Origin of the sequence: Paenibacillus sp. GCM10027628 (assembly GCF_042676385.1) — a bacterium.
GTDB lineage: Bacteria > Bacillota > Bacilli > Paenibacillales > NBRC-103111 > Paenibacillus_E.
In genome coordinates, this window is sequence record NZ_JBHTHA010000015.1 from 16,847 (window position 1) to 41,667 (window position 24,821).

At 51.2% G+C, this 24,821-nt stretch carries 19 protein-coding genes; 12 read left to right on the plus strand and 7 right to left on the minus strand.

Going from position 1 to position 24,821, the window contains the following annotated elements; translation table 11 throughout:
* Positions 1 to 9 precede the first annotated feature (9 nt).
* From ACFQZT_RS14845 to ACFQZT_RS14855, 3 genes are read left to right on the plus strand one after another with little or no spacing between them, the layout of a single operon-like run.
* Entirely contained in the window at positions 10 to 687 is a 678-nt protein-coding gene (locus ACFQZT_RS14845; RefSeq protein ID WP_379301113.1) for an amino acid ABC transporter permease, read from the plus strand.
* The gene (locus ACFQZT_RS14850; protein ID WP_379301115.1) at positions 684 to 1,445 is read left to right on the plus strand and encodes an amino acid ABC transporter ATP-binding protein; all 762 of its coding nucleotides are present in this window, start codon (positions 684 to 686) and stop codon (positions 1,443 to 1,445) included. The genes ACFQZT_RS14845 and ACFQZT_RS14850 overlap by 4 nt, the downstream gene beginning before the upstream one ends.
* A 45-nt stretch (positions 1,446 to 1,490) precedes the next feature.
* A complete protein-coding gene (locus tag ACFQZT_RS14855; RefSeq protein ID WP_379301117.1) occupies positions 1,491 to 2,480 on the plus strand; it encodes an agmatinase family protein in 990 nt (329 codons plus the stop codon).
* Positions 2,481 to 2,846: 366 nt separating this feature from the next.
* Here ACFQZT_RS14855 and ACFQZT_RS14860 read toward each other — a convergent pair whose 3' ends face one another.
* The 5 genes from ACFQZT_RS14860 to ACFQZT_RS14880 form a co-directional block, all read right to left on the minus strand.
* On the minus strand, positions 2,847 to 3,692 hold the full coding sequence (locus ACFQZT_RS14860) for a DUF72 domain-containing protein (RefSeq protein WP_379301119.1): 846 nt from the start codon (positions 3,690 to 3,692) through the stop codon (positions 2,847 to 2,849).
* Between the two features lie 144 nt (positions 3,693 to 3,836).
* Positions 3,837 to 5,390, minus strand: coding sequence for an ABC transporter substrate-binding protein (locus tag ACFQZT_RS14865; RefSeq protein WP_379301121.1), 1,554 nt, complete (start codon positions 5,388 to 5,390; stop codon positions 3,837 to 3,839).
* 28 nt (positions 5,391 to 5,418) lie between these two features.
* On the minus strand, positions 5,419 to 6,285 hold the full coding sequence (locus ACFQZT_RS14870; RefSeq protein ID WP_379301123.1) for a carbohydrate ABC transporter permease: 867 nt from the start codon (positions 6,283 to 6,285) through the stop codon (positions 5,419 to 5,421).
* Between the two features lie 12 nt (positions 6,286 to 6,297).
* Positions 6,298 to 7,233: an ABC transporter permease gene (locus tag ACFQZT_RS14875; RefSeq protein WP_379301125.1), complete on the minus strand. Its 936-nt coding sequence runs from the start codon at positions 7,231 to 7,233 to the stop codon at positions 6,298 to 6,300.
* 205 nt (positions 7,234 to 7,438) lie between these two features.
* Entirely contained in the window at positions 7,439 to 9,583 is a 2,145-nt protein-coding gene (locus ACFQZT_RS14880) for an AraC family transcriptional regulator (RefSeq protein WP_379301127.1), read from the minus strand.
* 370 nt (positions 9,584 to 9,953) lie between these two features.
* Between ACFQZT_RS14880 and ACFQZT_RS14885 the strand changes: the two genes are divergently transcribed.
* Complete coding sequence (locus ACFQZT_RS14885; RefSeq protein ID WP_379301129.1) at positions 9,954 to 12,284, plus strand: discoidin domain-containing protein; 2,331 nt, start codon at positions 9,954 to 9,956, stop codon at positions 12,282 to 12,284.
* A gap of 32 nt (positions 12,285 to 12,316) precedes the next feature.
* On the opposite strand, the gene ACFQZT_RS14890 is transcribed toward ACFQZT_RS14885, so the two are convergent.
* Complete coding sequence (locus ACFQZT_RS14890) at positions 12,317 to 12,589, minus strand: hypothetical protein (RefSeq protein ID WP_379301131.1); 273 nt, start codon at positions 12,587 to 12,589, stop codon at positions 12,317 to 12,319.
* Between the two features lie 162 nt (positions 12,590 to 12,751).
* Here ACFQZT_RS14890 and ACFQZT_RS14895 point away from each other — a divergent pair, with 162 nt between their 5' ends.
* The 3 genes from ACFQZT_RS14895 (at position 12,752) to ACFQZT_RS14905 (ending at position 15,094) form a co-directional block, all read left to right on the plus strand.
* Complete coding sequence (locus tag ACFQZT_RS14895; RefSeq protein WP_379301133.1) at positions 12,752 to 12,922, plus strand: hypothetical protein; 171 nt, start codon at positions 12,752 to 12,754, stop codon at positions 12,920 to 12,922.
* A gap of 181 nt (positions 12,923 to 13,103) precedes the next feature.
* Positions 13,104 to 13,619, plus strand: a complete 516-nt coding sequence (locus ACFQZT_RS14900) for an NADPH-dependent FMN reductase (protein WP_379301135.1) — start codon at positions 13,104 to 13,106, stop codon at positions 13,617 to 13,619.
* A 458-nt stretch (positions 13,620 to 14,077) separates the two neighbouring features.
* Positions 14,078 to 15,094 carry an ABC transporter substrate-binding protein gene (locus ACFQZT_RS14905; RefSeq protein WP_379301137.1) on the plus strand — a complete coding sequence of 339 codons (1,017 nt, stop codon included), beginning with the start codon at positions 14,078 to 14,080 and terminating at the stop codon, positions 15,092 to 15,094.
* A gap of 55 nt (positions 15,095 to 15,149) precedes the next feature.
* On the opposite strand, the gene ACFQZT_RS14910 is transcribed toward ACFQZT_RS14905, so the two are convergent.
* Positions 15,150 to 16,775 carry a copper amine oxidase N-terminal domain-containing protein gene (locus ACFQZT_RS14910; protein WP_379301139.1) on the minus strand — a complete coding sequence of 542 codons (1,626 nt, stop codon included), beginning with the start codon at positions 16,773 to 16,775 and terminating at the stop codon, positions 15,150 to 15,152.
* Between the two features lie 183 nt (positions 16,776 to 16,958).
* On the opposite strand from ACFQZT_RS14910, the gene ACFQZT_RS14915 reads away from it, so the two are divergent.
* The 5 genes from ACFQZT_RS14915 (at position 16,959) to ACFQZT_RS14935 (ending at position 24,784) form a co-directional block, all read left to right on the plus strand.
* Positions 16,959 to 17,318: a Na-translocating system protein MpsC family protein gene (locus tag ACFQZT_RS14915; protein ID WP_379301141.1), complete on the plus strand. Its 360-nt coding sequence runs from the start codon at positions 16,959 to 16,961 to the stop codon at positions 17,316 to 17,318.
* Positions 17,319 to 17,866: 548 nt separating this feature from the next.
* Positions 17,867 to 20,221, plus strand: a complete 2,355-nt coding sequence (locus ACFQZT_RS14920) for an FdhF/YdeP family oxidoreductase (protein WP_379301143.1) — start codon at positions 17,867 to 17,869, stop codon at positions 20,219 to 20,221.
* Positions 20,222 to 20,412: 191 nt separating this feature from the next.
* Entirely contained in the window at positions 20,413 to 21,150 is a 738-nt protein-coding gene (gene fdhD, locus ACFQZT_RS14925; RefSeq protein ID WP_379301287.1) for a formate dehydrogenase accessory sulfurtransferase FdhD, read from the plus strand.
* Positions 21,151 to 21,866: 716 nt separating this feature from the next.
* Positions 21,867 to 24,392, plus strand: a complete 2,526-nt coding sequence (locus ACFQZT_RS14930) for a trypsin-like peptidase domain-containing protein (protein WP_379301145.1) — start codon at positions 21,867 to 21,869, stop codon at positions 24,390 to 24,392.
* 23 nt (positions 24,393 to 24,415) lie between these two features.
* On the plus strand, positions 24,416 to 24,784 hold the full coding sequence (locus ACFQZT_RS14935; protein ID WP_379301147.1) for a DUF1304 domain-containing protein: 369 nt from the start codon (positions 24,416 to 24,418) through the stop codon (positions 24,782 to 24,784).
* Positions 24,785 to 24,821: the final 37 nt, after the last annotated feature.

Here is a 24,821-nt window from a genome sequence, read left to right on the forward strand (position 1 = left end):
GGGTTGACCATGCAGCATCTTGATTTTAGCGTCCTGGCGGAATGGCAAAACATTCGTCTCCTTCTTCAGTCGTTATGGTATACGGTTGCTTATACGCTTGCGGGGTTTGCGCTTAGCATCGTGGTCGGAACGGTCATTTCGTTCGGGCAGATGGCCAAAAACAAACCGGCGAGGCTCTTATCCCTGGCCTATCTTTCCTGGTTCCGGGGAACGCCGCTGATCGTCCAGCTTTTCCTCTTATACTATGGCTTGCCGATCCTGTTCGGCATCGATACGGTCCCATGGGTGTCCGGGGTCATCGCTTTGGCGATGTACAGCGGCGCCTACTCGTCGCAAATCATCCGCAGCACGATTCAATCGATCGACCGGGGACAGATGGAGGCCGGACGATCGCTAGGCTTCTCCTACGCGCAAACGATGCGGAAGATCATCGTTCCGCAAGCGGTTATCCGGATGCTGGCACCGATGACCAACGAACTGATTTCGCTGACCAAAAACTCGTCGCTGCTGTCCACGATCACGGTGGTGGAGCTTTTCCGGCAGGCGAACGTCCTGATCGCCGATACGTACAAGACGATGGAATTTTTAGTTGCTGTCGCTATTCTTTATTATGTGGTCAACAACATCATCGGACTCATCGGGATGAGGCTGGAGAAACGTATGGGTATGGGAGATGACATGCGATGATTCGAATTAACGGCTTACACAAAACGTATGGCAGCAACCGCGTGCTTCGGGGAGTGGATCTTCATGTAAATAGCGGGGAAGTCGTGGTTATCCTCGGACCGTCCGGTTCGGGGAAAAGCACACTGCTGCGCTGCATCAACTATTTGGAAACGTTCGAGCAAGGGAACGTATTCATTGAAGGAAAGGCGATCGGGCGCATTTTGGCCGGCGGACAATCCCGGGAGATGCCGCAAAGCGAGTTAAATGCGATGAGGCAGGAAGTAGGCATGGTTTTTCAATCGTTTAACCTGTTCCCGCACATGTCGGTGCTGCAGAACATCATGCTGGCTCCAACTTCATTACGCGACGTGCCCAAAGAGGAAGCGAAACAGCTGGCGCTCGAACTGCTCCGCAAGGTCGGTTTGGAGGAAAAGGCGGACACCCGTCCAGCGAGTCTGTCCGGCGGTCAAAAGCAGCGCGTCGCGATTGCCCGCGCCCTTGCGATGAAGCCGAGCGTGATGCTGTTCGACGAACCGACATCCGCGCTCGATCCGGAAACAGTGGGAGAAGTGCTTCAGGTGATGCGTAACCTTGCGCAGGAAGGAATGACGATGATCATTGTGACGCACGAGATGGGATTCGCCCGCGACGTGGCCGATCGGGTCGTCGTCATGGATGGCGGCGTTATTCTCGAAGAAGGAGCGCCTTCGGCCATTTTTACGAATCCGTCGCATCCGCGCACGCAAACATTTTTGAGCCAGGTGCTGCAAAGCAAATAATCCGTAGCCGGTACCGGCTCCGATTTAAGATAGGAGGCAATTTTCATGAACCAAATCCCTTATTTACAGCGGCCTAGTCTCGTTTATACACCCGGCCAAGGCGATCCTAACGTAACTCGGCTCAGCGATTGGATCACCGAATGGGACGGCACCGAATCGTTTCATGCAGCCGTTATCGGAGCGCCGCTATCGAAGAGCTCGATCAGCTTTTCCGGCGCCCATATGCATCCGACCGTATTCCGGCAGTTATTCAGCGCGTTCACGACGTATAACTTCGAAGACGATCTGGATTTGCTGCCGCTTCGCGTCCGCGACCTCGGCGACATCGTCATGCATACGACCGATATTCCACAATGTCACCATCGTATCGAGCAAGCGTTTGAAGAAGTGGCAAAACGGTTCCCGAACGTCGTTCCATGTTTGGTCGGCGGCGACCATTCGATCACGTATCCGGCTTTGACCGGTCTGCAACGCGCCCGCGGAGAACGGATCGGGTTAATCCAATTCGATGCCCATCTCGATGTGCGGGACACGGCCTCCGGGGGAAGATCGAACGGGACGCCCGTTCGCAGCCTGATGGAAACCGGCGTTGTCCGAGGTGAGGACGTTGTGACGATCGGCCTGCGCAGCTTCGCCAACTCCAAGCAGTACCGCACTTACGCAGAAGAACAGAGTGTTACGCTGTATACGGCGAAGAATGTCAGAGAGCGCGGCATTCGGACGATTCTGGAAGAAGCGATCGCTAAGCTGAAGCAGAATGTCGATGTGGTCTATGCGACTTTCGACATCGACGTGCTCGATCAGTCGGACGTGCCCGGGGTGCCGGCGATCGGACCGGGCGGCCTTGCTCCGCTCGACTTGTTTTATTGCGCGGAGGTGCTCGGGGCGTGGGACCGCGTCGCTGCCATGGACATGGTTTGCGTGGACCCGAACCGGGATACACGTGACCGAACGACGCGGATCAGCATGCACGTGCTTTTATACTTTTTGACCGGATTGGCTAAGCGGCTTAAGCTTGCACCGGGTCATATTTGACGGGAGCTTCAGGGGAGGACGTGTGGCGCACCTTCTAAGCGAGTTCGACCTTTGGGACGCGGATCGAAGCTGGAACGATGTTTTCAGCGTTAGAGACGTTGAAGTAAATAGAAACGGGTGAATAGCGATGTTTTTCATCGTTACAGAGTAGAAAAAGGCAGTATGGTGAACCGGAACGAAGCAATAGCAATGTTTTTCATCGTTACAGACGTAAGAGAAAATGGAATCGAGCCCATAATGATGATTTTCATCGTTACCGTTTGGAGTGGGCAGATGCCTTACCTAATTTCCACCTAATTCGCAAATGTATTTACACGCAAAAGGACCGTCGGGGCAATTTTCCCTGACGGTTTTTCTTTGAATCATTCACTCAAACATATCCATTTGCTCAGGAGGAAGCTGCTTTGTCTCTATACCCAGTAGATCCATAAGCTGCAAAGCGTTTGAGGCAGCATCCCCGCCCGAATTATTATTGAATATCACGCAAACCTCACCGGTTTCTTTTTCTAATCTCAAGAGGTTCTCTTTCCACTCCAGTAACTCTTCGTGGCTGTAACGATAAAGATATCGTACTTCTCGCCAATCTTTTGTTCCGCTTGAAGTCCATCCACCCGTATTTCGGCCATGGAAACGAACCATGGTTACATCGTCATTCGTTGGTTTTAAAATGGTTGGAACCGAACCCGGAAAAACTTGAGGCTCGTCACAAATGCTATGAATCCAACCTTCTTCACGCATGAATATTAACGTCTTTTCACGCATTTCCGTACTGAACCAGCTTTGGTGACGGAATTCAAGAGCTACCGGTATACCAGCCATTCGTTCCTTCGCTGATCGTAATAAAGCTACATGCTCGCGATTGCAATCAAACCACGGTGGGTATTGAAAAAGGACTGCTTTTAATTTGCCCGCCTCTAAGACAGGCCGTATAGACTCTTTGAAATTTCGGTACATATCTTCTAATTCCACTTCAGAATAGTTCTGACGCGTGTGCCCTGTCAGGCCTTGATAAGCTTTCACTATAAATGAGAAATTTTCTGAAGTGTCGGAAGCCCATTTATCAAATAAACTGTCTTTGTGGATCGCATAATAAGAACTATCTACTTCAACCAATGTAAAATACTTGTTATATGCTTTTAGCTTGTCTTGCGGCTTAACTCCAGTATATAACTGATCATGGTCTCCCCATCCTGCAAGCCCGATTGAAATCATGTTCCCACCATTTTTATGAGATTAGCTGTTATACTCTATATTATCTATTTCTCTTAAATAGTCCAAACCTGGATAATCCCTTTTCTGCGCATATACAGCAAAAAACCGCCTGCGTTCATAGAACCAGGCGGTCTGTTTGACGTCTCACTTTTTCTTTGCCAAGAAAGCGTCGATCTGCTTTTGCAGCTCTATTTGGATTTTCTTAAGCGCGGGGCCTGCCTCGGCTTCAAATTTTTTCATCGTTTCGGCAGGGTCAATCACGCCGTTAAACATAGCCGGGTAATATTTCGCTTCAATCGTATTGTATTGGCTGATATCGTTCTGGACGGGAGCGCTGTCGAATTCGAAGCCGGTTAAGATGTCCGGCGTGAAGTTGTCCGCGTTGCGCAGCACGGCATTCAATTCTTCTTGTGCGGGATCGCTTTCGGCGTCGGACCGCTCGTCGACCGGATTCCACACCCAGACGTAGCCGAATTGCCAGTAATTGGACGTATCAAGCGTTTTCATTTTATCCTTGCCGACTTCTTCCCAATGCTTGCCTTTGATGCCGTAGGAGAGCAGGTCGTAATTATCCTTCTCGTTGGCCCAATTCAGGAACATGAGGGCCCGTTCTTTGTTTTTGCTGACCTTCGGAACGGCAAGGAAGTTCCATTGCTTAAAGTTGGAGTAGTTGGCCCCCTTGGTCTTGTCGAAGAACGTAACGCTCTCCACGTCGGCGCCCGGTGCGTTCTCCTTCAACGCTTTAATAAACTCTTTGCCGAGACCGAACGCGCCGCTTGGCGTAACGGCCGCTTTGCCGGTTTTGAACAGCTGCTGAAAATCCTTGGCCGAAAGAATGTCTTTATAGATTAACCCATCCTCATATTGCTTGCGCACGTCGGTGAGCCATGTCCAAATCGGTTCTTTGTCTTCGAACAGGTTGAATACCTTGCCGTCGTTATTTTTATAGTAGAGCATCAGGGAGCTGCTTAATGCATGAGTAGGCCTGACATGCGTTTGGTAATCGTTCAACGACCTGTGTGCAACGAGCGAATAATGCTGCTGCCCTGTCGAGCCTGCGGCTGTCATCGGCACGATCCCTTTTTCCTTCTCCTTGACCGCATAAGCAAATTTAATCATGTCGTCGTATGTTTTGATCGGCGGGATTCCCAGCTTTTCGCGGATATCTTTGCGGATCATGTACGAGTTGCCGGCCATATAGCTGACGCCAAGAGGAATCGCCATAATTTTGCCGTCGTACTTGTTGGCGTCCCACATTTGCTTCGGACGTTTGTCGAGTATCGTTTTTCCGTATTTGGGCAGCAGGTCGTCCAGCGGCTCGTAGTAGCCGTTCGAAATCATCTGGTTGATGTGCAGCCACGGCGCGTCGAAGATCAAGTCGATATTTTCGCCGGATGCGAGCGTTACCTGCGTTTTTTGCGCGAGATCCGCCCAAGGGACGAAGACAATGTCGAGCTTGGCGTTCACCGTATCTTTCATCCGCTTTTCCGCTTCGGCGATGACCAGGTCCATATGCGGCGGCCGATCGCCGGGGATCATCATTTTCAGCGTCACCTGCGGCAGTTTGTCGGTTGTGGCCTGATTCGTATTGGCCGGCTGCGCCGTGCCCTTACCGTCGGTTCCCTCCGTGCTGCTGCACCCCGCGAGCGCGGACAGCGCCAGTACGAATGCGATGCAAAATGAAAGCATACGCTTCATGCTCATTCCCCCTATTTTTAATGTAGCACTATCCTTTTACGGCTCCGATCATGATGCCTTTGACGAAGTATTTCTGAATGAACGGATATACGAACAAAATCGGGCCGATCGTCACACAGACGATCGCCAGCTGCATGCCGTAGGTCGGCACGACGACGCTATACTCCGTTTGACTGCCGGACACGTAGGCCTTGGCATTCAAATTCGACATCAATTGACGGATCATCATTTGCAGCGGGTGGAGCTTGTAGTCATCGATGAACAGCAGCGCCAAATACCAATCGTTCCAATACTGCAGCGCGAAAAACAGGCTGACCGTCACCATAACGGGTACCGAGATCGGAAAGATGACGCGAAAGAAGATGACGAGATCGTTGGCGCCGTCCACCGTGGCCGCTTCATTCAGCTCATAAGGCAGCGTGCGAAAATGCGAAACCAGAATAAAAGCGTAGAACGGATTCAGCAAATACGGCAAAATAAGCGCCCATACCGAGTCCTTTAGGCCCAGCCAATTGGCTACTAGCATGTAGAACCCGACCAAGCCCGTTCCGAACAGCATCGTAAAATAAGTCAGAAACGAGAGGGCGTTCCTGAACTTTACCTTGGGATGGGACAGCGCGTAGGCATATGCAGCCGTTATCAAAACAGACAACACCGTTCCGACAATCGTCACGAACAGCGTCACCCCGTAACTGCGAAACAGCTGCTTTCCCGAGAGCAGAAATTCGTACGCCCCAAGACTGAAGCCGCGCGGTATGAAGCGGTACCCAAGCGTCTGGATGCTGGATTCGGCCGCGAACGAGTTGATGAAGACGAGCCAGAACGGAACGAAGCATGCGATGGCAGCCAATAACAAAACGGAATAAATCATTACGATAAATAAGCGTTCCCGCATTTTAACCACACCTTAGAACAATCTGGAGTCTGCATCGATTTTCCGGGCGATCGCATTAAAAATGACGACTGTGATCAGGCCCAGCACCGATTGATACAGAATAACGGCAGAAGAGGTGCTGAAGTTGCCGAGCTGCCGAAGAGCGCGATAGGCGAACGTATCGATGACGTCTGTCGTCGGGTACAGTACGCCGATATCTCCGACGATCGCGTAAATCATGCCGAAATCGCCGTAAAAAATCCGGCCTACGCCGAGCAGCACCATAATCATGATGACGGGACGGAGGAGCGGCAGCGTTATGTGTGCGATCATCTGCCAGCGGCTGGCTCCTTCGATTTTGGCGCTTTCGTAATAGTCCGGGGAAATGCCCGTGATTCCCGCCAAGAAAATGATCGTGGTGTACCCCGCGAATTTCCATACGTAGACCATCGTCAGGATGTACGGCCATACGCCCGGCGTCAAATACCATTCGATACCGGCAAAGCCGAACGCATTCAGCATGCGATTCAGCAGCCCTTCGCTTGTGCCGAACAAGGTTTGAGTCATCATGCTCACGACGAGCCACGAAATGAAATACGGTAAAAAAATGAACGACTGCGCGAACCGCTTGAACAACCGGCTGCCGATCTCGTTCAAAAAAACAGCCAGCATGACCGCACAGCCGATGCCGAACACCAGAAACAGTCCGTTCAGCAGCAGCGTATTATAAGTGACGCGAAGCCAATCGTTCCCGTGGAAAAAGTATTTGAAGTTGTCGAAGCCGACCCATTTGCTGCCCCACAGCCCTTCGGACAAGCGAAAGTTCTTGAACGCGAGCAGATGAGCGGACATCGGTACGTAGGCGAACACGATAAGAAACAGCGTGCCCGGCAGCGCAAGCAGGTACAAGTATCGGTTTCTCGCAATCTCGGCTGCCGCTCCCCTTCCGAATCCCCGTTGTTGTTTCAAAGTTTGTCTCTCCTTTCCCGTAAGATCTTGCCCTATAACCCGGCTGGCGTTTCACAGGGTCATCGTAGCACCGGGCCCGGCGGCCTGGCTAGTTCTCATAGTCCGAATCCGGTACTCAAAACGGAAATCGCAAGGTTCTGATTTTGCAGGCCAGGCGGGTTCCTGCGCACACAAATGGCCGCCTCCCTGCGGAGACGGCTGGAACTCATGCTTTTGATTCGCTCGTAAAATGGATTCTGTACTGGCTCGGCGTCATGCCCGTCGCTTTTTTGAACGCCGTGAAGAAGTGGCTTTTTGTCTGAAAGCCCGACTGCTCGGAAATATCCGCGATCGGCAGCCCGGTATTGCCGAGCAGTTCCTTCACTTTTTCGATACGCGCATGCAAAATATAGTTGGACAATGAAATGCCTCGTACTTCATCAAACAGCTGACGGACGTATTTAACGGATAAGGAAACGTGATCCGCGATGTCATCGACCGAAAGCATCGGATCGTGAATATGGTAATGCACGTAATCCGCCATTTCCTCTACCACTTTATCTTTGCGGCTGAAGCCCTTCTGGCTGGTTAACTGGCCCATGATCCTTACAAGTTCTTCTTTCGTCCAATCGCTAACCTCGCCTAACGTCGAAAATCGCTCCAAATGTTTTTCAATGCCCTCGACACTTTGGATGGACGTCAGCTTGTTAAACGACTTGACGATCGCGAAAAACAAGAGACTGAGCTGGAATTTGCACTCCGAATATTTCAGCGTCTGCAGATGGCGGAACAGCTCCTCCAAGACGGAGAACGTTTTCTCCTCTTTGCCGCTCCGGGCGGATTGGATCAATTGTTCGATCATCGCGTCGTCCAATAGCCCGCGGTGCTTCTCCAAGTAATGTTCGTAATCTTGCTCCGTATAGATTTTGTCCTCGCCGCTAATAAATTTGAACATCGCGAGGTCGCTGATCCCATCGTACACTTTGCGCAGGTCGGCATGGACGTGCCGGGCGTCGCTTGCCGCGATCGTAACGTTCAGGCCGATGCACTTCTCGACCTCTCTCCTGACCGTTTGCAAGTCGCTTGTCAATTCGCTATTCGCATTCGCTTCACCGACGAGGACGACGGTATGGTCCCCTCCGAAATCGACGATTTCAACAGCTCTGCCGGAACTGCGAAGAAGCTCCTCCGCAATGTTGCCCATCGCATACTTCATCAGCTTGCGCGAATTGAAATCGTACTTTTCGGAAAACGCGCTGTACGAGTCGATTTTGATGACCGCAAGCCGGATAAATCCGAAACCGAGCAGCGCAGATTCCCGCGAGATCGCTTCCCGCGCGCTGGGGCTGAGCCTGCCCTGCAACACCCATTGGCGCAAATATTCCGCTTTAATGAGCGAATAATGATTGCGCAGCAGCTCGACGCCCTGCTCGATGACGCCGTAGTCGTTCTTGGCATGCAGGCCGACTTTGCGCTGCAGTTGATCCGCCATTCGGCGGAACGGGCCGAAAAACCGCTGCGAATGCCAAAACGCGGCCACAAGCAGCGCCGCAAGCAGGAGCAGCGAATACATGACGATCGACGATTGGAACGACTGCGCTTTTTGCCTGAAATGCTTCATTTCGGTAAACGAGAACATCGTCCATTCCTGGGGGGACATCGCAGCGTAATCGACGAACCATTTGACGCCGTTCTCGACCAATTCGAAGGAACCGCTTTCAGAACCGGACCGCTTCGCACGAAGCAGATCCGGGCTCGGCCCGTTTGGCACGCCGAGTACCGCTTTGCCCGCTTGATCCAGAATCATCAGCCCGCTGCCGGCTTTGGCGTGATCGGTCATGAACAGGTTTTGCAATTTTTGTTTGTCCAGCAGCACGACCAAATAGCCGTTGTTGTCTTTGCGGGCAGGAGTCGAAGGAATGATAAGCGCCAAATAGGTGTTCTCGCCGATCCTGTGGTCGAAATACCGCAAAAACTCCGGACGTCCGGTATGGATGTGGCGCAGCATGTCCTCGTCCGGAAATTCCGGCATTCGGATAAGGCCGATTTGGGACGAGATCGTCTTCTCCAGCTTCGAATTGAACAGGTAGGCCCGATCGATGAACGGCTCGTTCGCCAAATAACTCGTCAACACCCGAAGCGTCTCGGCGTCGGTGATCGCATTGTCGGTTTGCGTATAGATCCAATTTTGAATGCGCTGATCCTCGTAGATGTTCAAGCTGTATGACTTCAGTTTCATTAATATGTATTCCGTCCGTTCCACCGTTTGGCGGATCATTTCCCGATTGAAATCCCCAGTCTGCTCGTACGCATAATTGGAAAAACGATTCGCCAGTAATAACGAAAACGGAATGATGCTGATGGAAAGCATAATGCAGCTCCATAAAAAAATACGCACATAGGTCGTTTTAAAAACCGGTTTGATGGATGATCCCCCCCTCGTTATTGGAATCGCTTTCATCTCAGAAAAGGAAATTGTGGGTTCATTATACTTGAATATCCATTTATATAAAATATGCCAAACCGACGATTCGTCCTTTGGGAACCGGATCCGCACTTTGAGAACTAGACGGGCCGCAGGCAGCGGTGCTACGATCACCCGTGTGGCGGCCTCTGCCATAACAACGGGAAAGGGGGGGCATTGACGAAGGAAAGAAATACCGGAATGCACACCATAGAGCCGCATCTACGCCTCAAGTTTGTATGATTTTAACTAATCATGGAAGGGAAGGGGTAAGAGGATGAAAAAGGTTACGGTTTTATTGGCTATGCTTGCCATCATGGTTGCCATGATCCTGCCGGCTGGCGGTGTTGCCGCAGCTACAGGCTATTTTCCGCCCAACACCGCTGCATCGGGATTTGTTAAAAACATGGCCCTGATTTACACCGGATACTACGGAGGAAAAACGTCATACGAAGGAAGAGAACTCGGCACTTATGATAAAAATACGTTCCTGCCCTATGTGGCGCATTACAACAGCTCTAACGCGATGGACGACACTTTTTTCGATTCCTTTCTGTTCCTAGGCTTAAGAACGCCTGATAATCGGGATTTCGGCGACTCGTCGGATTCCTCCTTATGGACCTACAAGACCAATTGGGACTGGTACATCAACCGGATCTTTACGGCCAATCAGCAGCTTGATGCCTTGAACCAGGCTACCCAGCAGGTTGCAACTACACTGAACCTCACAAACTATAAATCCAAGGTCTACATCATGATTCCATTCCCCAACAGCGAAATTACGAGCTTCGGGGATGTCGATGGCGACGGGATCAGCGAGAATCTGACAGTCCCCGCCAACATGACCAAGGTGACCAAATGGTATATTGATACCGTCTTAAGCAAATGGAACCAGGCGAGCTACAGCAATCTGGAGTTAAAAGGCTTTTACTGGCTGAATGAAGATATCGATACGGGCAACCAAGGGGAAGTGAATGCGGTCAACAACTCCGGCAACTACCTCCATACGCTGGGTATGAAGCTTGCCTGGTGCCCTTGGTCGGGCGCCTTGGAAAGAGACCACTGGAGCAGCTACTCCTTTGATTTTAGCATCCAGCAGCCAAACCACTATTTCGTTACGGAGAACGACTATACCAGACTGACAACCACCGCCACCGAAGCGCAAACTTACAACGAAGGATTCGAAATGGAGTTCGACGAAAGAACGATGTTCGATCCCGACTACAACAGCCGCTTTTATAACTACTTGAGAGCGGGCGTGGAATCCGGGTATATGACGCAAGCGTTAAAAGGCTGGTACCAGGATATCTATACGGTGTATAACTTTTATAAGAACAAGAACAACGACGGCGTAGAAGGCGTATTTGACGGCAAACAAATGTATCAAGACGTATACAAATTTATCAAAGGAACGTATACGCTTCCGACGAATCTTGCAGTCGGTAAACCGGCTGTCTCGTCTTCGAACGAGAACGGCACTTTAACCGCCGCCAAAGCGGTCGACAATCTGTTTGGCACCCGATGGTCAAGCCAGCAGAATTCAACTTCCGAATGGATCTATGTTGATCTTGGCCAGGCTTATAATGTAAGCAGGGTCAGACTCAACTGGGAGAATGCCTACGCGAAAGGCTACAAAATCCAAATATCGAACGATGCAACCAATTGGACGGATGTTTATACGACCACGACGGGTGACGGTGGTTTCGACGATATGAGCTTTGCGCCTGCAACGGCCAGGTATGTGAGAATGTTAGGCACACAGAAGGGGACGATCTACGGGTATTCCCTTTATGAGTTCCAGGTTTTCGGCAACGTTGTAGGAGCGGTCCCAACCGCGAATCTGGCTATGGGCAAGACGGCGACGTCGTCATCCAATGAGACGGCTGCCTTGACGCCGAATAAAGCGGTGGACGACAATACGACAACAAGATGGTCGAGTCTGAATACGGATTCGGAATGGATTAGCGTTGACTTGGGGCAAGCCTATAACGTAAACAGGGTCAGGCTGAACTGGGAGCTCGCCTATGGCAAAGGCTACAAGATTCAGGTATCAAGCAATGGGACCACTTGGACAGATGTGTATGCCACAACGACAGGCGACGGCGGTATCGACGATATCAGCTTTGCGCCAGTCAATACAAGGTACGTCAGAATGCTCGGGACACAGAGGGGGACATTCTATGGGTATTCCCTTTATGAATTCCAGGTTTTTGATAAGCCGAACTTGGCCTTGAACAAGACAGCCGTATCATCCTCCAGCGAGACATCCGCTTATACTCCCGATAAAGCAGTGGACGGCAACCCGGCGACAAGGTGGTCGAGTCTGTACACAAACCCGCAGTGGATCTACGTAGACCTCGGGCAAGCCTATCGTATCAACAATGTGAAACTGAGCTGGGAGCTTGCCTATGCCAGCGGCTACAAAATACAAGTATCGGGTGATGGCGCCAATTGGACGGACGTCTTTACAACGGCGACAGGCGACGGCGGCATTGACGATATCGCCTTTGAGCCGGTCAATGCGAGGTATGTCAGAATGCTTGCGACAACCCAAGGCTCAGGCTACTGGTATTCGTTATACGAGTTCGAGGTTTATAACAAAGGGTAATGAAAAAAACTGACGTATCCGAAAGGACTACGTCAGTTTTTGTTGTTTTTCCCCTGATCTTTTTTGCGTTCCAACACACATTTTTCCCATTCCATCTCTACTCTCTTGATAATAGGGAACAAATTATTGTACATAGTTGCGATTTGCGAAAATCGTTCTTGAAACTGATCCAGCGCTTCGCGCTCTCCGGGGTCTGAGGTTTCGACGGCAGGAATTTGTTGGATCGTATTCTCTGCCCACTTGTGGAAAACTTCCAAATCATGCATGATCCGACGAATGTGGTTCAAGCTATAGTTTTCGGACATATAGTAATAATCACATCCCAAACTCCTACAGATCTAGAATAGCTGGTAAATGACCGCATCGACCGTGTCATCAGCGACACTGCTTTTTTCGCGAAGAAAGAAGAGCAGGATGTAAGAGATGATCTTCGTCAAGGCAAGTCGCTTGCAGGATCGGCTGCCAGTTTGGATGCAGGCGAGCTTCAAGAAAAAATATTAAATGTAGTCAAACAGGATCTTGATTTTGCAGTGGCCACGAATCGTGCTAGGCAGGCAGATGCCGATAAATATTATGCGGAAGCCGTTACTAAAATCGCAGGCATTATCTATACACCCGGCTACACGCCCCAAAAATAGCATAGAATAGACAAGAGACAGCTGCCCATTATTCAGAATTGGGCAGTTTTTCTCATTAGGACGCTCATCCATGGAATGGCCTCGATAATGGGCACTGCATTTGCTTGACACTCACACTAATGTCATCGTTTAGACTAAGCGGAGAACGTACCCATTTCACTGAGGAAGGGATGAATGCACGTTGAACATTCTAGCGATATCAGGCAGCCTTCGCGCGAAATCGTCGAATACGGCGATTCTGCAGGCCGCTTCAACTTTGGCGCCTGCTGGTATGAAGGTGAGCTTCTATGAGGGGATCGGGGGTCTTCCGCATTTCAACCCGGATATCGACGGGGATGAGCCGCCTGCTGCAGTGCGAGAATGGCGTCAGCAGCTGCAAAGTGCTGATGGCGTCCTTATTTGTACACCTGAGTACGCGAATGGGGTGCCCGGCGTTTTGAAAAATGCGCTCGATTGGATCGTCTCATCCGGAGAGTTCATGAATAAGAGGACGGCTGTCATTAGCGCTTCTCCGATGACGACTGGCGGCGAGAAGGCGCATGATTCATTGCTGCTGACGCTTGGCATGTTGACTGCGAAGATCACGTGCACCATGAAGGTCGCTATGGTGAGCAAGAAGCTCGACCCTGCAGGTGCCATAACGGACGACGCCTTGGAGCAGGAGATTAGGCGGCTAATGGACGGTTTCACAGATTAATGGGAATAGGAGAGTTGGCCGTAGAAGAGGGTTTTTCATCGTTACAGTGGGCGAGGGGATATGAAGTCGTGTCTCTAACGATGTTTTGAATGCTTACAGACGAGAAAAAAAGCAGTTGTGCACGCTGAGCGACGCTGGAAAGATGTTTTATTATCGTAACAGACATGTGGGGATGCTGCAATCGTGTCTCAAATGATATTTATCATCTTTACAGACGTGAAGATGGAGAATTGACAATGACAAGCTAGTCCCCAAACGTACGGATTTAGATAAGACCTGGCCATTGGGGCTGTTAACAAATACCCTCTCCGAGAGGCCGTTTGTCAACAGCCTCGATCGGCCAGTTTTTTTGTATTCCAGCCTACATAGACGTCTTGACAAGAAAAGCCATTGGCATTAGGATTAATACCGATAATGATAATCGTTCTCATATATATAAATTGGGAGGGGAAAAGTTCATGCAGACCAAGAAGTTCCAAGCAAGTCGTACAGTAGGGGGCAAGCTGCTTGTTCTGGTAACCGTGATCATGCTCGTTTTGGCAGGGTGCGGACAGCAAACGGATGCCAAGAAAACGGATGCTGCGGCAGGCAACAAGGATGCGAGACCGGAAAATCAGCAAGGCAACACCGGAGAATACACGGTCAAACACGCGATGGGTGAAACGAAGATTAAAGGAGCTCCGAAGAAAGTGGTTGTGCTGACAAATGAGGGAACCGAAGCCGTTCTGGCGATGGGCATTAAGCCTGTTGGCGCCGTGAAGTCCTTTACTGTAACGGGAGGCTGGTATGACCATATCAAAGCCGACATGGAAGGTGTCAACATCGTCGGTGACGAGAACCAACCGAACCTGGAAGCGATCGCGGCTCTCCAGCCTGACCTGATTCTGGGCAATAAACTGCGTCAGGAGAAGGTATATGCGCAATTGTCGGCCATTGCACCGACTGTATTTTCCGAAAAACTGATGGGGGACTGGCAAGTCAACTTCAAACTGTACGCGGAGGCTCTGAATAAAAAGCCAGAAGGCGACAAAATCATCGGGGATTTCGAGAAACGCATCACGGATTTCAAACAAAAAGCGGGCGATAAATTGAACACGAAAGTGTCGATTATTCGTTTCATGCCGGGCAAAGTAAGGATTTATATGGAAGATACATTCTCCGGTGTTATGTTGAAGAAGCTCGGCTTCCAGCGTCCGGCTCCCCAGGATCAAGACAAATTCGCTGATGATGTACAGAAGGAACGGATTCCGGATATGAACGGCGACATGCTGTTCTACTTCACTTACGATAACGATAAAGGCGAAGCGAACACAATCGAGCAAGATTGGATGAATGACCCGCTCTGGAAAAACCTTGATGTTGTGAAAAAGGGCAATGTCCACAAAGTGAGCGACGCGGTTTGGAATACGGCGGGCGGGATTAAAGCGGCGAATTTGCTGCTGGATGATTTGGAGAAGTATTTCCTGCAAAAATAAGAGGAAAAGAAAAATGACCGGAGCAAAAGGCGCTCTGGTCATTTTATCATAAGTTCTAATCTCGTTTAATCGTCACCACATGGGTATCCTTGTCGAATTCAATTGTAGCGCCGAGCTTTTCTGCAATAAAACGAATGGGCACATAGGTAGTGCCGTTGCTCAGAACAGGAGCGCTCTCCAATTCTACGCTAGCCCCTCCAACTGTTGCGATTTTGCTGCCGACGGTCATGACGATGCTAGTGCCGGTTAATCCGTCCTTGATCGTAGCTTGTTTCAATTCCGCGTTCCATTTGACCTCGGCTCCAAGCTGTTCGGAGAGGAATCGCACTGGAACCATGGTAACCTCATCTTCGTTGATATAGGGATGGGTCATCCCGTATAGACGACCATCTTCATTCTGGGTATTTTTACCTTCGACAATGAAATGAAGCTCTTTTTTGGTAACTTTCAAATCTTCCTTCAACAGCTTGTAGAACAAAGAGTTTTTATCAAAATTGTTTAAGAACGCATGGCCTTTGAATGCGTCAGAATCAACATTCAGTACGCCGCCGGAGGTATCGATGGTGTCAGCAGTTACGGCTTTATTGATGTTCCAGTTCTCAAATGCAGCCGTTAGTTTCACGGCAGATACGCCGCCGCTAGGTTTGACGATAGGGATATACAGCTCAAGCTGCGATTTACGGATCTGTTTATCCTGATCGATATAGTAATCGGCTTTAAGCGTCGGCTTGTCGCTGAGCAAGGCTTGCAGCTGCGCACTGGCGGTTGGTGAGGACACACTGTCCTTCATAGTTGCATCGAATTCATCGACGGCTTTTTTCAAAAATTCATGAATTGTTGTGTAGGCGAATTCTACGGCAAGGGTTTTGTTGTCCAGATAGGCCATCGCCAAATCCGGCATACCCGATTTATGCGGCAATCCATCGGTATCTTCGTTCATTTGGGATTGAACAGCTTTCATCTGTTCTTTAATAATTGGCACGATAACGTCATACAACTGGCCGAGCAGTTCTTTCAGCCCTTTTTCATCGGCGAGAACGTTGGTCAGAAATAGCTTGAGAAGCCCGGTTATTTCACTGCCGTTCAATTCCACGTGCGCCTTTTGCAGGCTGATCGTTTCATTGTACACTTGCTCCGAGACACTCGTTACGGAGATTGTATTGGGATTTGGCGCATTAGTTAAGAAAAATTTGATGAGAGCAGGCTGCAATTGTTCAGCGCTTTTGACTAGCTTTTCCCGAACTTCCTGTGATAGTGGGCTTGTTGCCCCACCGGCAGCAGATGCAGTTTGATCAAAAACGACCGGTTTTTTGCCACCGTCGATTTGAATGATCAATTTCGTACCGTCGACGACGATTTGGAACGGGATCGTTCCTTTTATGTATTGGAGTTCGGCGTTAATGGATGCATGTTGTTTGTCCTGCATTTTGGAACTTTTGATTGTAATCTTTGTGTTTTTCAGGGCTTGGATGAGAGCCTTCTCTTGCGGCGTCAGCTTGTCGGTGTTCCCTTCAACCAGCTCTAACCCTAGCGAACCTTTAGACTCGCCTGACTTTACATTCGCGCTGTTTTCCAGAGCTTGCCCGATATCAAGGCCTTGAACTGCCTGACAACCCGTTAAGGCGATGAGTAATAAGACGAGTACGGCGGAAACCCACCCTTGCAAACGTTTTTTCTGCATACTGAAATCTACTCCTTAAAATTTGATAGAATCTATGAGGTGTATGATAGATTATACACGAAAAAGTCTTGGAAGGAATTAGGGAGATAAGATAAAATTTCGAAAGAATATGCGTTTGCTTTAGTTGTCAGGTATAGGCTTTCTTGCTAAGATAAAAGCAGCATACGTAAAGGTGGCTGGCCGATGAATCGAATCGAGGCCGAATTCAGTAACCTGGTGAAGGCGTACCGCAAGCGCCATATGGGCAAGGGGCCCGAACGCGTGACGACGACCTTTTCCAAGCACTGGGCGATTTGCGAGATGGAAGGGAACTTGTCCCCCGTAGAAAAGTTTATCGCGAAGACCGACGATGGCAGGAACATGCTCCGTACGGCTCGCACGGAAATGGTCAAGGAGATTTACCGGGATCATCCGCCCGTTGAAATGGAGGAGCTGCTCGGCGCGAAGTTCGTGCGGCTGTTCGTCGACATCGACATTCAGCAGGATGTGGGCATGTCGGTTTTCGTCTTCGATCAGGATTTGGAGAAGAAGTTTAGTAGATAGCAACGGTGACTAGACCCCTATGAAATCCGGGGGAGGACGAACAGAGCGAGACAACCTCGAATACATAGTAAGGTGCTGTTGGCACTTGGTAGCGAACCTGCCGGAGACTAACCACTGTGAGACATTCCATGAAGATTCTTATTGATAAGAACCGACAGGGCTGTTTTGCGGTGGTTTTTTAATTCCCTCTCTCTAGGGAAATTAGGTGGGGTTTCTTAACTCGGTGGACAGCCAGGTGCCTCAACTTTGATAAACAACATGCAGGTTGCGGGCAAGTACCTGAGGGAATCGAATGATCTTCGGCCTTCACTAGGCCGCCAATCCACACGCGCTATTGGAAAATGTGCAATGGAAATCTTTCACTCAGCCGTTTTAGCAGCCTTCTGTTGGAAAATATCCAGCAGAACTGCCGCTATCTTATACAGCGAAGAGGTTTGGGGCGATTCCATTGTACAAAATACAATCTACGCCGCATCACGGCGTATTTATTCACAAAACACTGTACAAATTCCAATGGAAGTGCAGTTCATTAAAGGAGCGTACTCAATATGGGAAAAACCAAACATACTGGGCCGATCAAGCTGCCCTCTAAGCCAGATCCGAAGCTTTGGGTGAGCAAGGTACCGTTCGGTCTAGGCAAGATCAAGCCGCATCATATCCGAGAAACGGCCAAAATTGCTTGGCAAAATCGAGACAATCTGCCATACGCATACCGCATTCTGACGCAAGGCGTCTGCGACGGCTGTGCCCTTGGCGTGTCCGGTCTGTATGACCAGACGCTGGCGGGGCCGCATCTATGCACGACGCGGCTGAACGTGCTGCGGCTGAATACGATGCCGGCAATCCGCGAGGAGGTGCTGCACGCGGACATCGACGAGCTGCGCCGCATGAACAGCACCGAGCTCCGGCAGCTCGGGCGCATCCCGTATCCGCTCATCCGCAGGCAAGGGGAGCGCAGGTTCCGCCGTGCCAGCTGGGACGAAGCGCTGGACACGATTGCAGCCAAGATTCGGGCGATCGATCCGAAGCAGATGGCTTTTTACCTGACGGCTCGGGGCATCACCAACGAGTCGTATTATGTGGCCGCGAAGGTGGCGAGACTGCTCGGCACGAGCAATATCGACAACGCTTCGCGCATTTGTCATTCGCCGTCGAAGACCGCGCTCAAGCGGTCGGTCGGCGTCGGCGCGTCGACTTGCAATTATAAGGACTGGATCGGCACGGACGTCCTGGTGTTCTGGGGCAGCGTGGCCGCGAACAACCAGCCGGTGTCGACGAAATATATGTATGCGGCCAAGCGCAAAGGGACGAAAATCATTGTCATTAACCCGTACTACGAGCCTTCGATGGAGCAGTACTGGATTCCTTCGATTGCCGAATCGGCGTTATTCGGCACCAAGCTGGCCGATGATGTGTATCAGGTGAATATCGGCGGCGATATCGGCTTCATGAACGGCGTCATGAAGATTTGGTTTGAGATGGAGGAGCGCCAGCCGGGCTCCGCCATTGATCATGCGTTCGTGCAGGCGCACACGAACGGGCTGCAAGAGCTGCGCGCCCACATCGCGCAGCAGGACTGGACGACGCTGGAGCAGTCGTCCGGCCTCTCCCGCGAGCGCATGCGCGAGTTCGCGGAACTGCTGGCGCGTGCCAAGAGCGCGGTCTTCGTGTGGAGCATGGGGCTCACACAGCACCGCTTCGGCACGGACAACATCTCGCAGGTGGCGAATCTCGCCCTCCTGCGGGGCTTTCTCGGCCGCGCGCACTGCGGGCTGATGCCCATCCGCGGCCACAGCGGCGTCCAGGGATCCGGCGAAATGGGCGCCGATCCCTTCAGCCTGCCCGGCGGCGAATGGAGCAGCGCCGCCGACCGCAAGCGCATCGAGCAGCTCTGGGGCTTCGAGCTGCCGGCCTGGCAGGGTGACATCGTCGGTGTCACCCTCGAGAATGCGCTCCTGCCCGAGACGCAGGAGCGGAAGCTCCGGATGTTCTACACATCCGGCGGCAATTTTCTAGAGACGATGCCGGACCCGGCGTTCGTCCGGCAAGCTCTAGAAGCCGTCGATGTCCGTGTCCACCAGGACATCATCCTGAACACCTCGACGCTCGTCGACGCGCGGGAGGCGGTGGTGGTGCTGCCCGCGATGACGCGCTACGAGCAGCCAGGAGGAGGCACGTCCACCTCGACGGAGCGGATGGTGTACTTCTCGCCGGAGATCGCCGGCCCGCGGATCGATGAGGCCCGCGCGGAATGGGCGATCTACGTCGATCTCGCCCGCCGCGTGAAGCCCGAAGCCGCAGCGCTGCTTGGCTGCGGCAGCGCCGAAGCGATCCGCGCGGAGATAGCGCAGGCCGCGCCCAACTACGACGGCATCCAGCACCTGCGGGAGCGCGGGGATGTGTTCCAGTGGGGCGGCGCGTGGTTATGCGAGGATGGCGTCTGTCCGACGCCGGACGGCCGCGGCGCGCTGCTGCCGATCGAGCTGCCGGAGCTGCGCAAGCCGGAAGGGCACTTTGCCGTGACGACGCGCCGCGGCAAGCAGTTCAATTCCATGATCTACAGCGACGTCGATCCGTTCAACGCTGCGGATCGGTACGATGTGCTGATGCATGACGACGATGCAGCTTCGCTTTCTTTGAGCGAAGGCGAGGCGATTGTCGTCTATAACGGCTACGGGAGCATGCATGGCAGGGTGAAGCGGGCCGATGTGAAGGCCGGCAACATTGAGGTGCATTGGCCCGAAGGCAACTCATTGATACCCAAAGGTGTTTACGAAACGTATGCCGGAATTCCGGAGTACAACACGGCTGTCATTGTGGAGAAGGCAGAAACCTATCATGCTCACAAAGATACACGCTATGTCGAGAAGCGGATCCAAGAGCTGGAAACCGAAATGGAGTGAAGCGCATGGAACACGAACGTGATTTAGGGAACGAGCGCGAAGCTGGACCGGATCCGGAAACGATAGAAGCTGAAGGCATAGATACTTTGGGTGTCTCAGGTGCTACCGTCGCTGAAGCTGCAGTCCCGCAGCATGCGGACAGCCCTTCATCCACCACCACTTGGCGAATCTACCGCTATGACGGCGCAAAAATGCTTGAGCAGGAAGATACGATCGCCACAGAAGCGCCGCTCACGATCAAAATCGATGGGGAGGAATTCGCCACGCTAGTCTGCACGCCAACGGATGTGGTTGATTTGGTGACGGGGTTTTTGGCCTCTGAAGGTTTGATCCGGTTCGCGGATCAGATCGAGACGCTCTCTCTGGAAGTAGATCGGGGCTTTGCGTATGTGAAGCTGCGTCATCTGCATCAGTTCAACCAGGCGATGGTTTCAAAACGGTTTATCGGGTCTTGCTGCGGCAAGAGCCGCCAGTTTTATTTTCATAACGACGCCCAAACGGCCAAAACTGTCCGCACCTCCCTGCAAATTTCGGTGCATCAATGCTTTCGATTGATGCGTGAGCTGCAGGAGCAGTCTGAGGATTTTAAAGCAACGGGCGGTTTACATAATGCGGCGTTGTGTACGTCTAACGAGCTGTTGCTGACAAGAGCGGACATCGGCCGGCATAACGCGCTGGATAAAATTTATGGGCACATGCTGCGGCACCGTCTCCCTGCCCGTGACAAGTTAATTGCTTTCAGCGGACGCGTCTCATCGGAAGTGGCGTTGAAAGCAGCTAAGATCGGCGTTGGCGTTCTGCTTTCGAAATCTGCGCCAACCGATTTGGCGCTCAGGCTTGCCCAGGATCTCGGCATCACGGTGGTCGGCTTTATCCGCAGGAATCAGCTGACGGTGTATACGCACCCGGAGCGAATACTAGAAGCTTGATCTGTATTCAGGAACAGGTTGTGCCATCAGAATCCCTGGAGGCTCTACTTTAACACGGAAAAATCGCCTTAACCGGCAGCGACTCGCCACGCTCATGACTTTAACACGGTTTTTCCGCTTTAAAGTTAGGAGTTACAGCAAATGTCCCCAGAATGCGCTAGTTAACACGGTTTTTCCGTCTTAACTGACCAATCCCGGGCACATCCGCGACTTTAACACGGTTTTTCCGCTTTAAAGTTAGGAGTTACCGCAAATGTCCCCAGAATGCACCAGTTAACACGTTTTTTCCGTCTTAACTGACCAATCCCTGGCCACGTCCGCAACTTTAACACGGTTTTTCCGTGTAAAAGTCACGCGTTACCGCACATGTCCCCAGAATGCACCAGTTAACACGGTTTTTCCGTCTTAACTGACCACTCCCTGGTCATATTGCGACTTTAACACGTTTTTCCGTCTTAACAGCCGTGGCCCCGGCCCGGTTGCCCCCTTAACACGGTTTTTCCGCGTAAAAGCGGCATTTTGGATGCCCGCCGGGTGTTTGTTTATGGAAGTTATTGATCGAATACTAGCGTACTGCTACATGGCTAGACTTGTTTTTCAGACAACCCGTCCCCCCGCGACACAGCTTTTTATATGGAAAAAGTTGTATTATCCCTTAGTCTTCATTATGCTAGAATCTAGTAGATGCTAAGATTTACCAAGAAGGGGAGACTAAAATGGGGAAATGGAATAGATTCACGAACAAGGGAATCATTGCGCTAGTTGCCGCTTTCATGGTTCTATCATGGGTGGGCTCAGCATCATCTTATGCGGCAGAAGTGAACGCCGAGATCCCGAAAGTGATAGAGAAGGCATCGCCGTCCGTCGTAGCGATCATAGGGAAGCCTTCTTCCGATACAGATAAAACACTGGAGAAAAACCGCTTTAATCTAGCCCACGGAACAGGCGTTATCGTAGAGTCCGGAGGTGTTATTGTGACGAATGCGCATGTGGTCAAAGATATGAAAAATATCGCCGTCGTCACGTCGGACGGCACGACATACAATGGGCGCGCGACGAATATCGATGAGGAGAGCGATCTGGCGTTAGTCAAAATCGACGCGACGGGGCTGTCGCCTGCGAAGTTTGCTGCCTCTTCATCCGACATTAAAGTGGGGGAAACGGTAGCGGCCATTGGTACGCCGATCTCCTTCGCCTTGCGGAATTCGGTCACGGTGGGCATCGTGAGCGGTATCGACCGCTCGGTCAACTCGCAGTATCAACTTATCCAGACCGATGCCGCGATCAATCCGGGGAACAGCGGCGGCGCGCTCATTAATATGAACGGCGAAGTAATCGGTATCAATACGATGAAATATGCCGATTTCGGGGTCGAGAACCTCGGCTTTGCCATTCCGGTCGATACGGTCAAATATGTTTTAAAGCATTTTCAGCTCTACGGCAAGGTGAAACGCCCTTATCTTGGCTTGGAATTGGAAGAAAGCTGGGAAGCGGTAGTGGGTTTGCCAAGTTCTACAGGTTTGCGGGTTGCTTACGTAGATCCCGATTCTCCGGCCGCCAAGGCTGGCCTGAAGCAGGATGATCTTCTTGTCGCCATCGGCGGTAGCAAAGTAAAAACGATGGTCGATTACAACGAAGCGCTAAAGAAATACTTACCGAATGAAACGGTCGAGGTGACGATCCAATCCGGCGGCTCCGAGGTATCGAAATCGATCACGCTTGGCGAAGCGCAAAGCCAAGAGACCAAATGGACGCAGGAGACGGAAGGCTCCTCCCTGGATGCGGACCGCGGCAAAACGAAAATTGGCGACAGCCACTTCGGCTGGTCGATGAAATATCCGGCAGGACTTGTAAAAAGCCATCAATCCGAGGCTGGAGATTCCGTCAGTTTCGTAGATGCGAAAGGCGAATTCTCCTTGTCCGTTCAGGTGGACAGCCATCAAAGCGACGAACTATCGCCGTCTGCCTTGCTGAACAAGCTGGCGGGCAGCAATGAGGATGATTATGATTACGAGTATGGCGGCGCACCTGCTACGATTTTGGAGCGTCAATATGTGAAGCGGGAAGGAAGCCCCTATGCTAAAGTGGTAGGCCGCTCGGGCGATAACGGCTACATCCAGACCCGCGGCTATCTTCACAAGGGAAGCCTGTATACCTTACGCTTATTAGTGAACAAAGAGCACTACAACAACAATTTTAAGCAAAACAGTTACAATGAGCTGCTGGATAGTTTCCAGCCTGCTTTCGACGGCAAGGACGCGTCTTTGAAAGATATCTCGGTTTACTCGAGTGGCAATACAACGTATAAGAACGAGTACGGGCTTTCTCTTGACCTGCCGGCCAATTGGCAGCAAGGCGGCTACACGTCAGGCTCTTCCTTCTATAGCGACGATTCTTCGCAAATGGTGCATGTCAGCGTAACGTCCGCCTCTTCCGGCGATACGCTTAAGGCATGGGTGGACCGTCAGCGCGAGCAGTTTGAAGCGGTGTATGTACCCAAATACCGAAGTATGAAGGAACCTGAGGAGCTGACTTTAGCCGGCGTTCCGGCACTTAAAGTCGCCTATTCCAGTTCTTTGGGCAGCAAGTGGAAGGCGGGCTATTCGCTCTTTTTCATCAAAGATAAATACAAATACGAGGTCGACTACACCTACCCGCAAGAGGCGGATGGGGCTGAAGTGAAGGGGCTGCTGGAGACGCTGACTTCTTCGATCAAGGTGGACAAAGACGGTATGGATAAGGAGCTTGGTTTCATTCAAGATCTGGACGAGCTGCTTGATCCGAATCGTACGATTACCTACAAAAATGAAAAGTACAAGTACTCCTTGCAAATCCCGGAAATCTGGTCCAGCAGCAAATCCTATGACAATAAAGACCAGGGCAGCCAAACCTTCTTCTTCACGGGTGGGTACTTGATCGTCCAAGCTGATCCCAAAGCAACTTATGAAAGTTTGGTCAAGGATCAGGACGCCGCTCAAAAGAAAAGCCATGACAATGATGCTGAATATGCAGTTACGAACTCTGAAACGACCTTGTTCGACGACGTGAAAGCGAAACAGTACGTCATTCACTATGCAACCCGGAAAGTGCCTTACCAGGAGACCGTGTACATTTTCCAGAAAAACAACATCGGCTACACGGTGACGCTCCGTATCGATGAAGCCGTACAAACGGAAGCCAATGAGGCGCGGTTGGAAAAAACGTTTGAGTCGATGAAATTTTTGGACGGCGGGAAAAAATAAATGGGGCTTTAACTTGAGGAGGTATGCCAGTGGCAATCATTAGTATGGTATTAGTTGCACTTGTTGCCATAGAGCATATCTACATCTTAATCCTGGAAATGTTCATGTGGACCACGCCGCGAGGCCTAAAAGCATTCGGAACGAATAAGCAATTTGCGGAAGAGTCCAAAGCGCTAGCCGCTAACCAAGGGCTATATAACGGTTTTTTGGCGGCAGGTCTACTGTGGGGACTCCTTCATCCCAATGCCTTAATGGGACACCAGCTACAGCTGTTCTTCCTCGGCTGCGTTCTCGTAGCCGCGATCTATGGGGGCGCGACGGCGAAGAGGTCGATCCTTTTTGTTCAAGGACTTCCGGCATTGCTTGCGCTGGTATTCGTATTACTGTCATAAGCAACAAACAAAACCCGTACCTGCTGCAAGAGAAGCA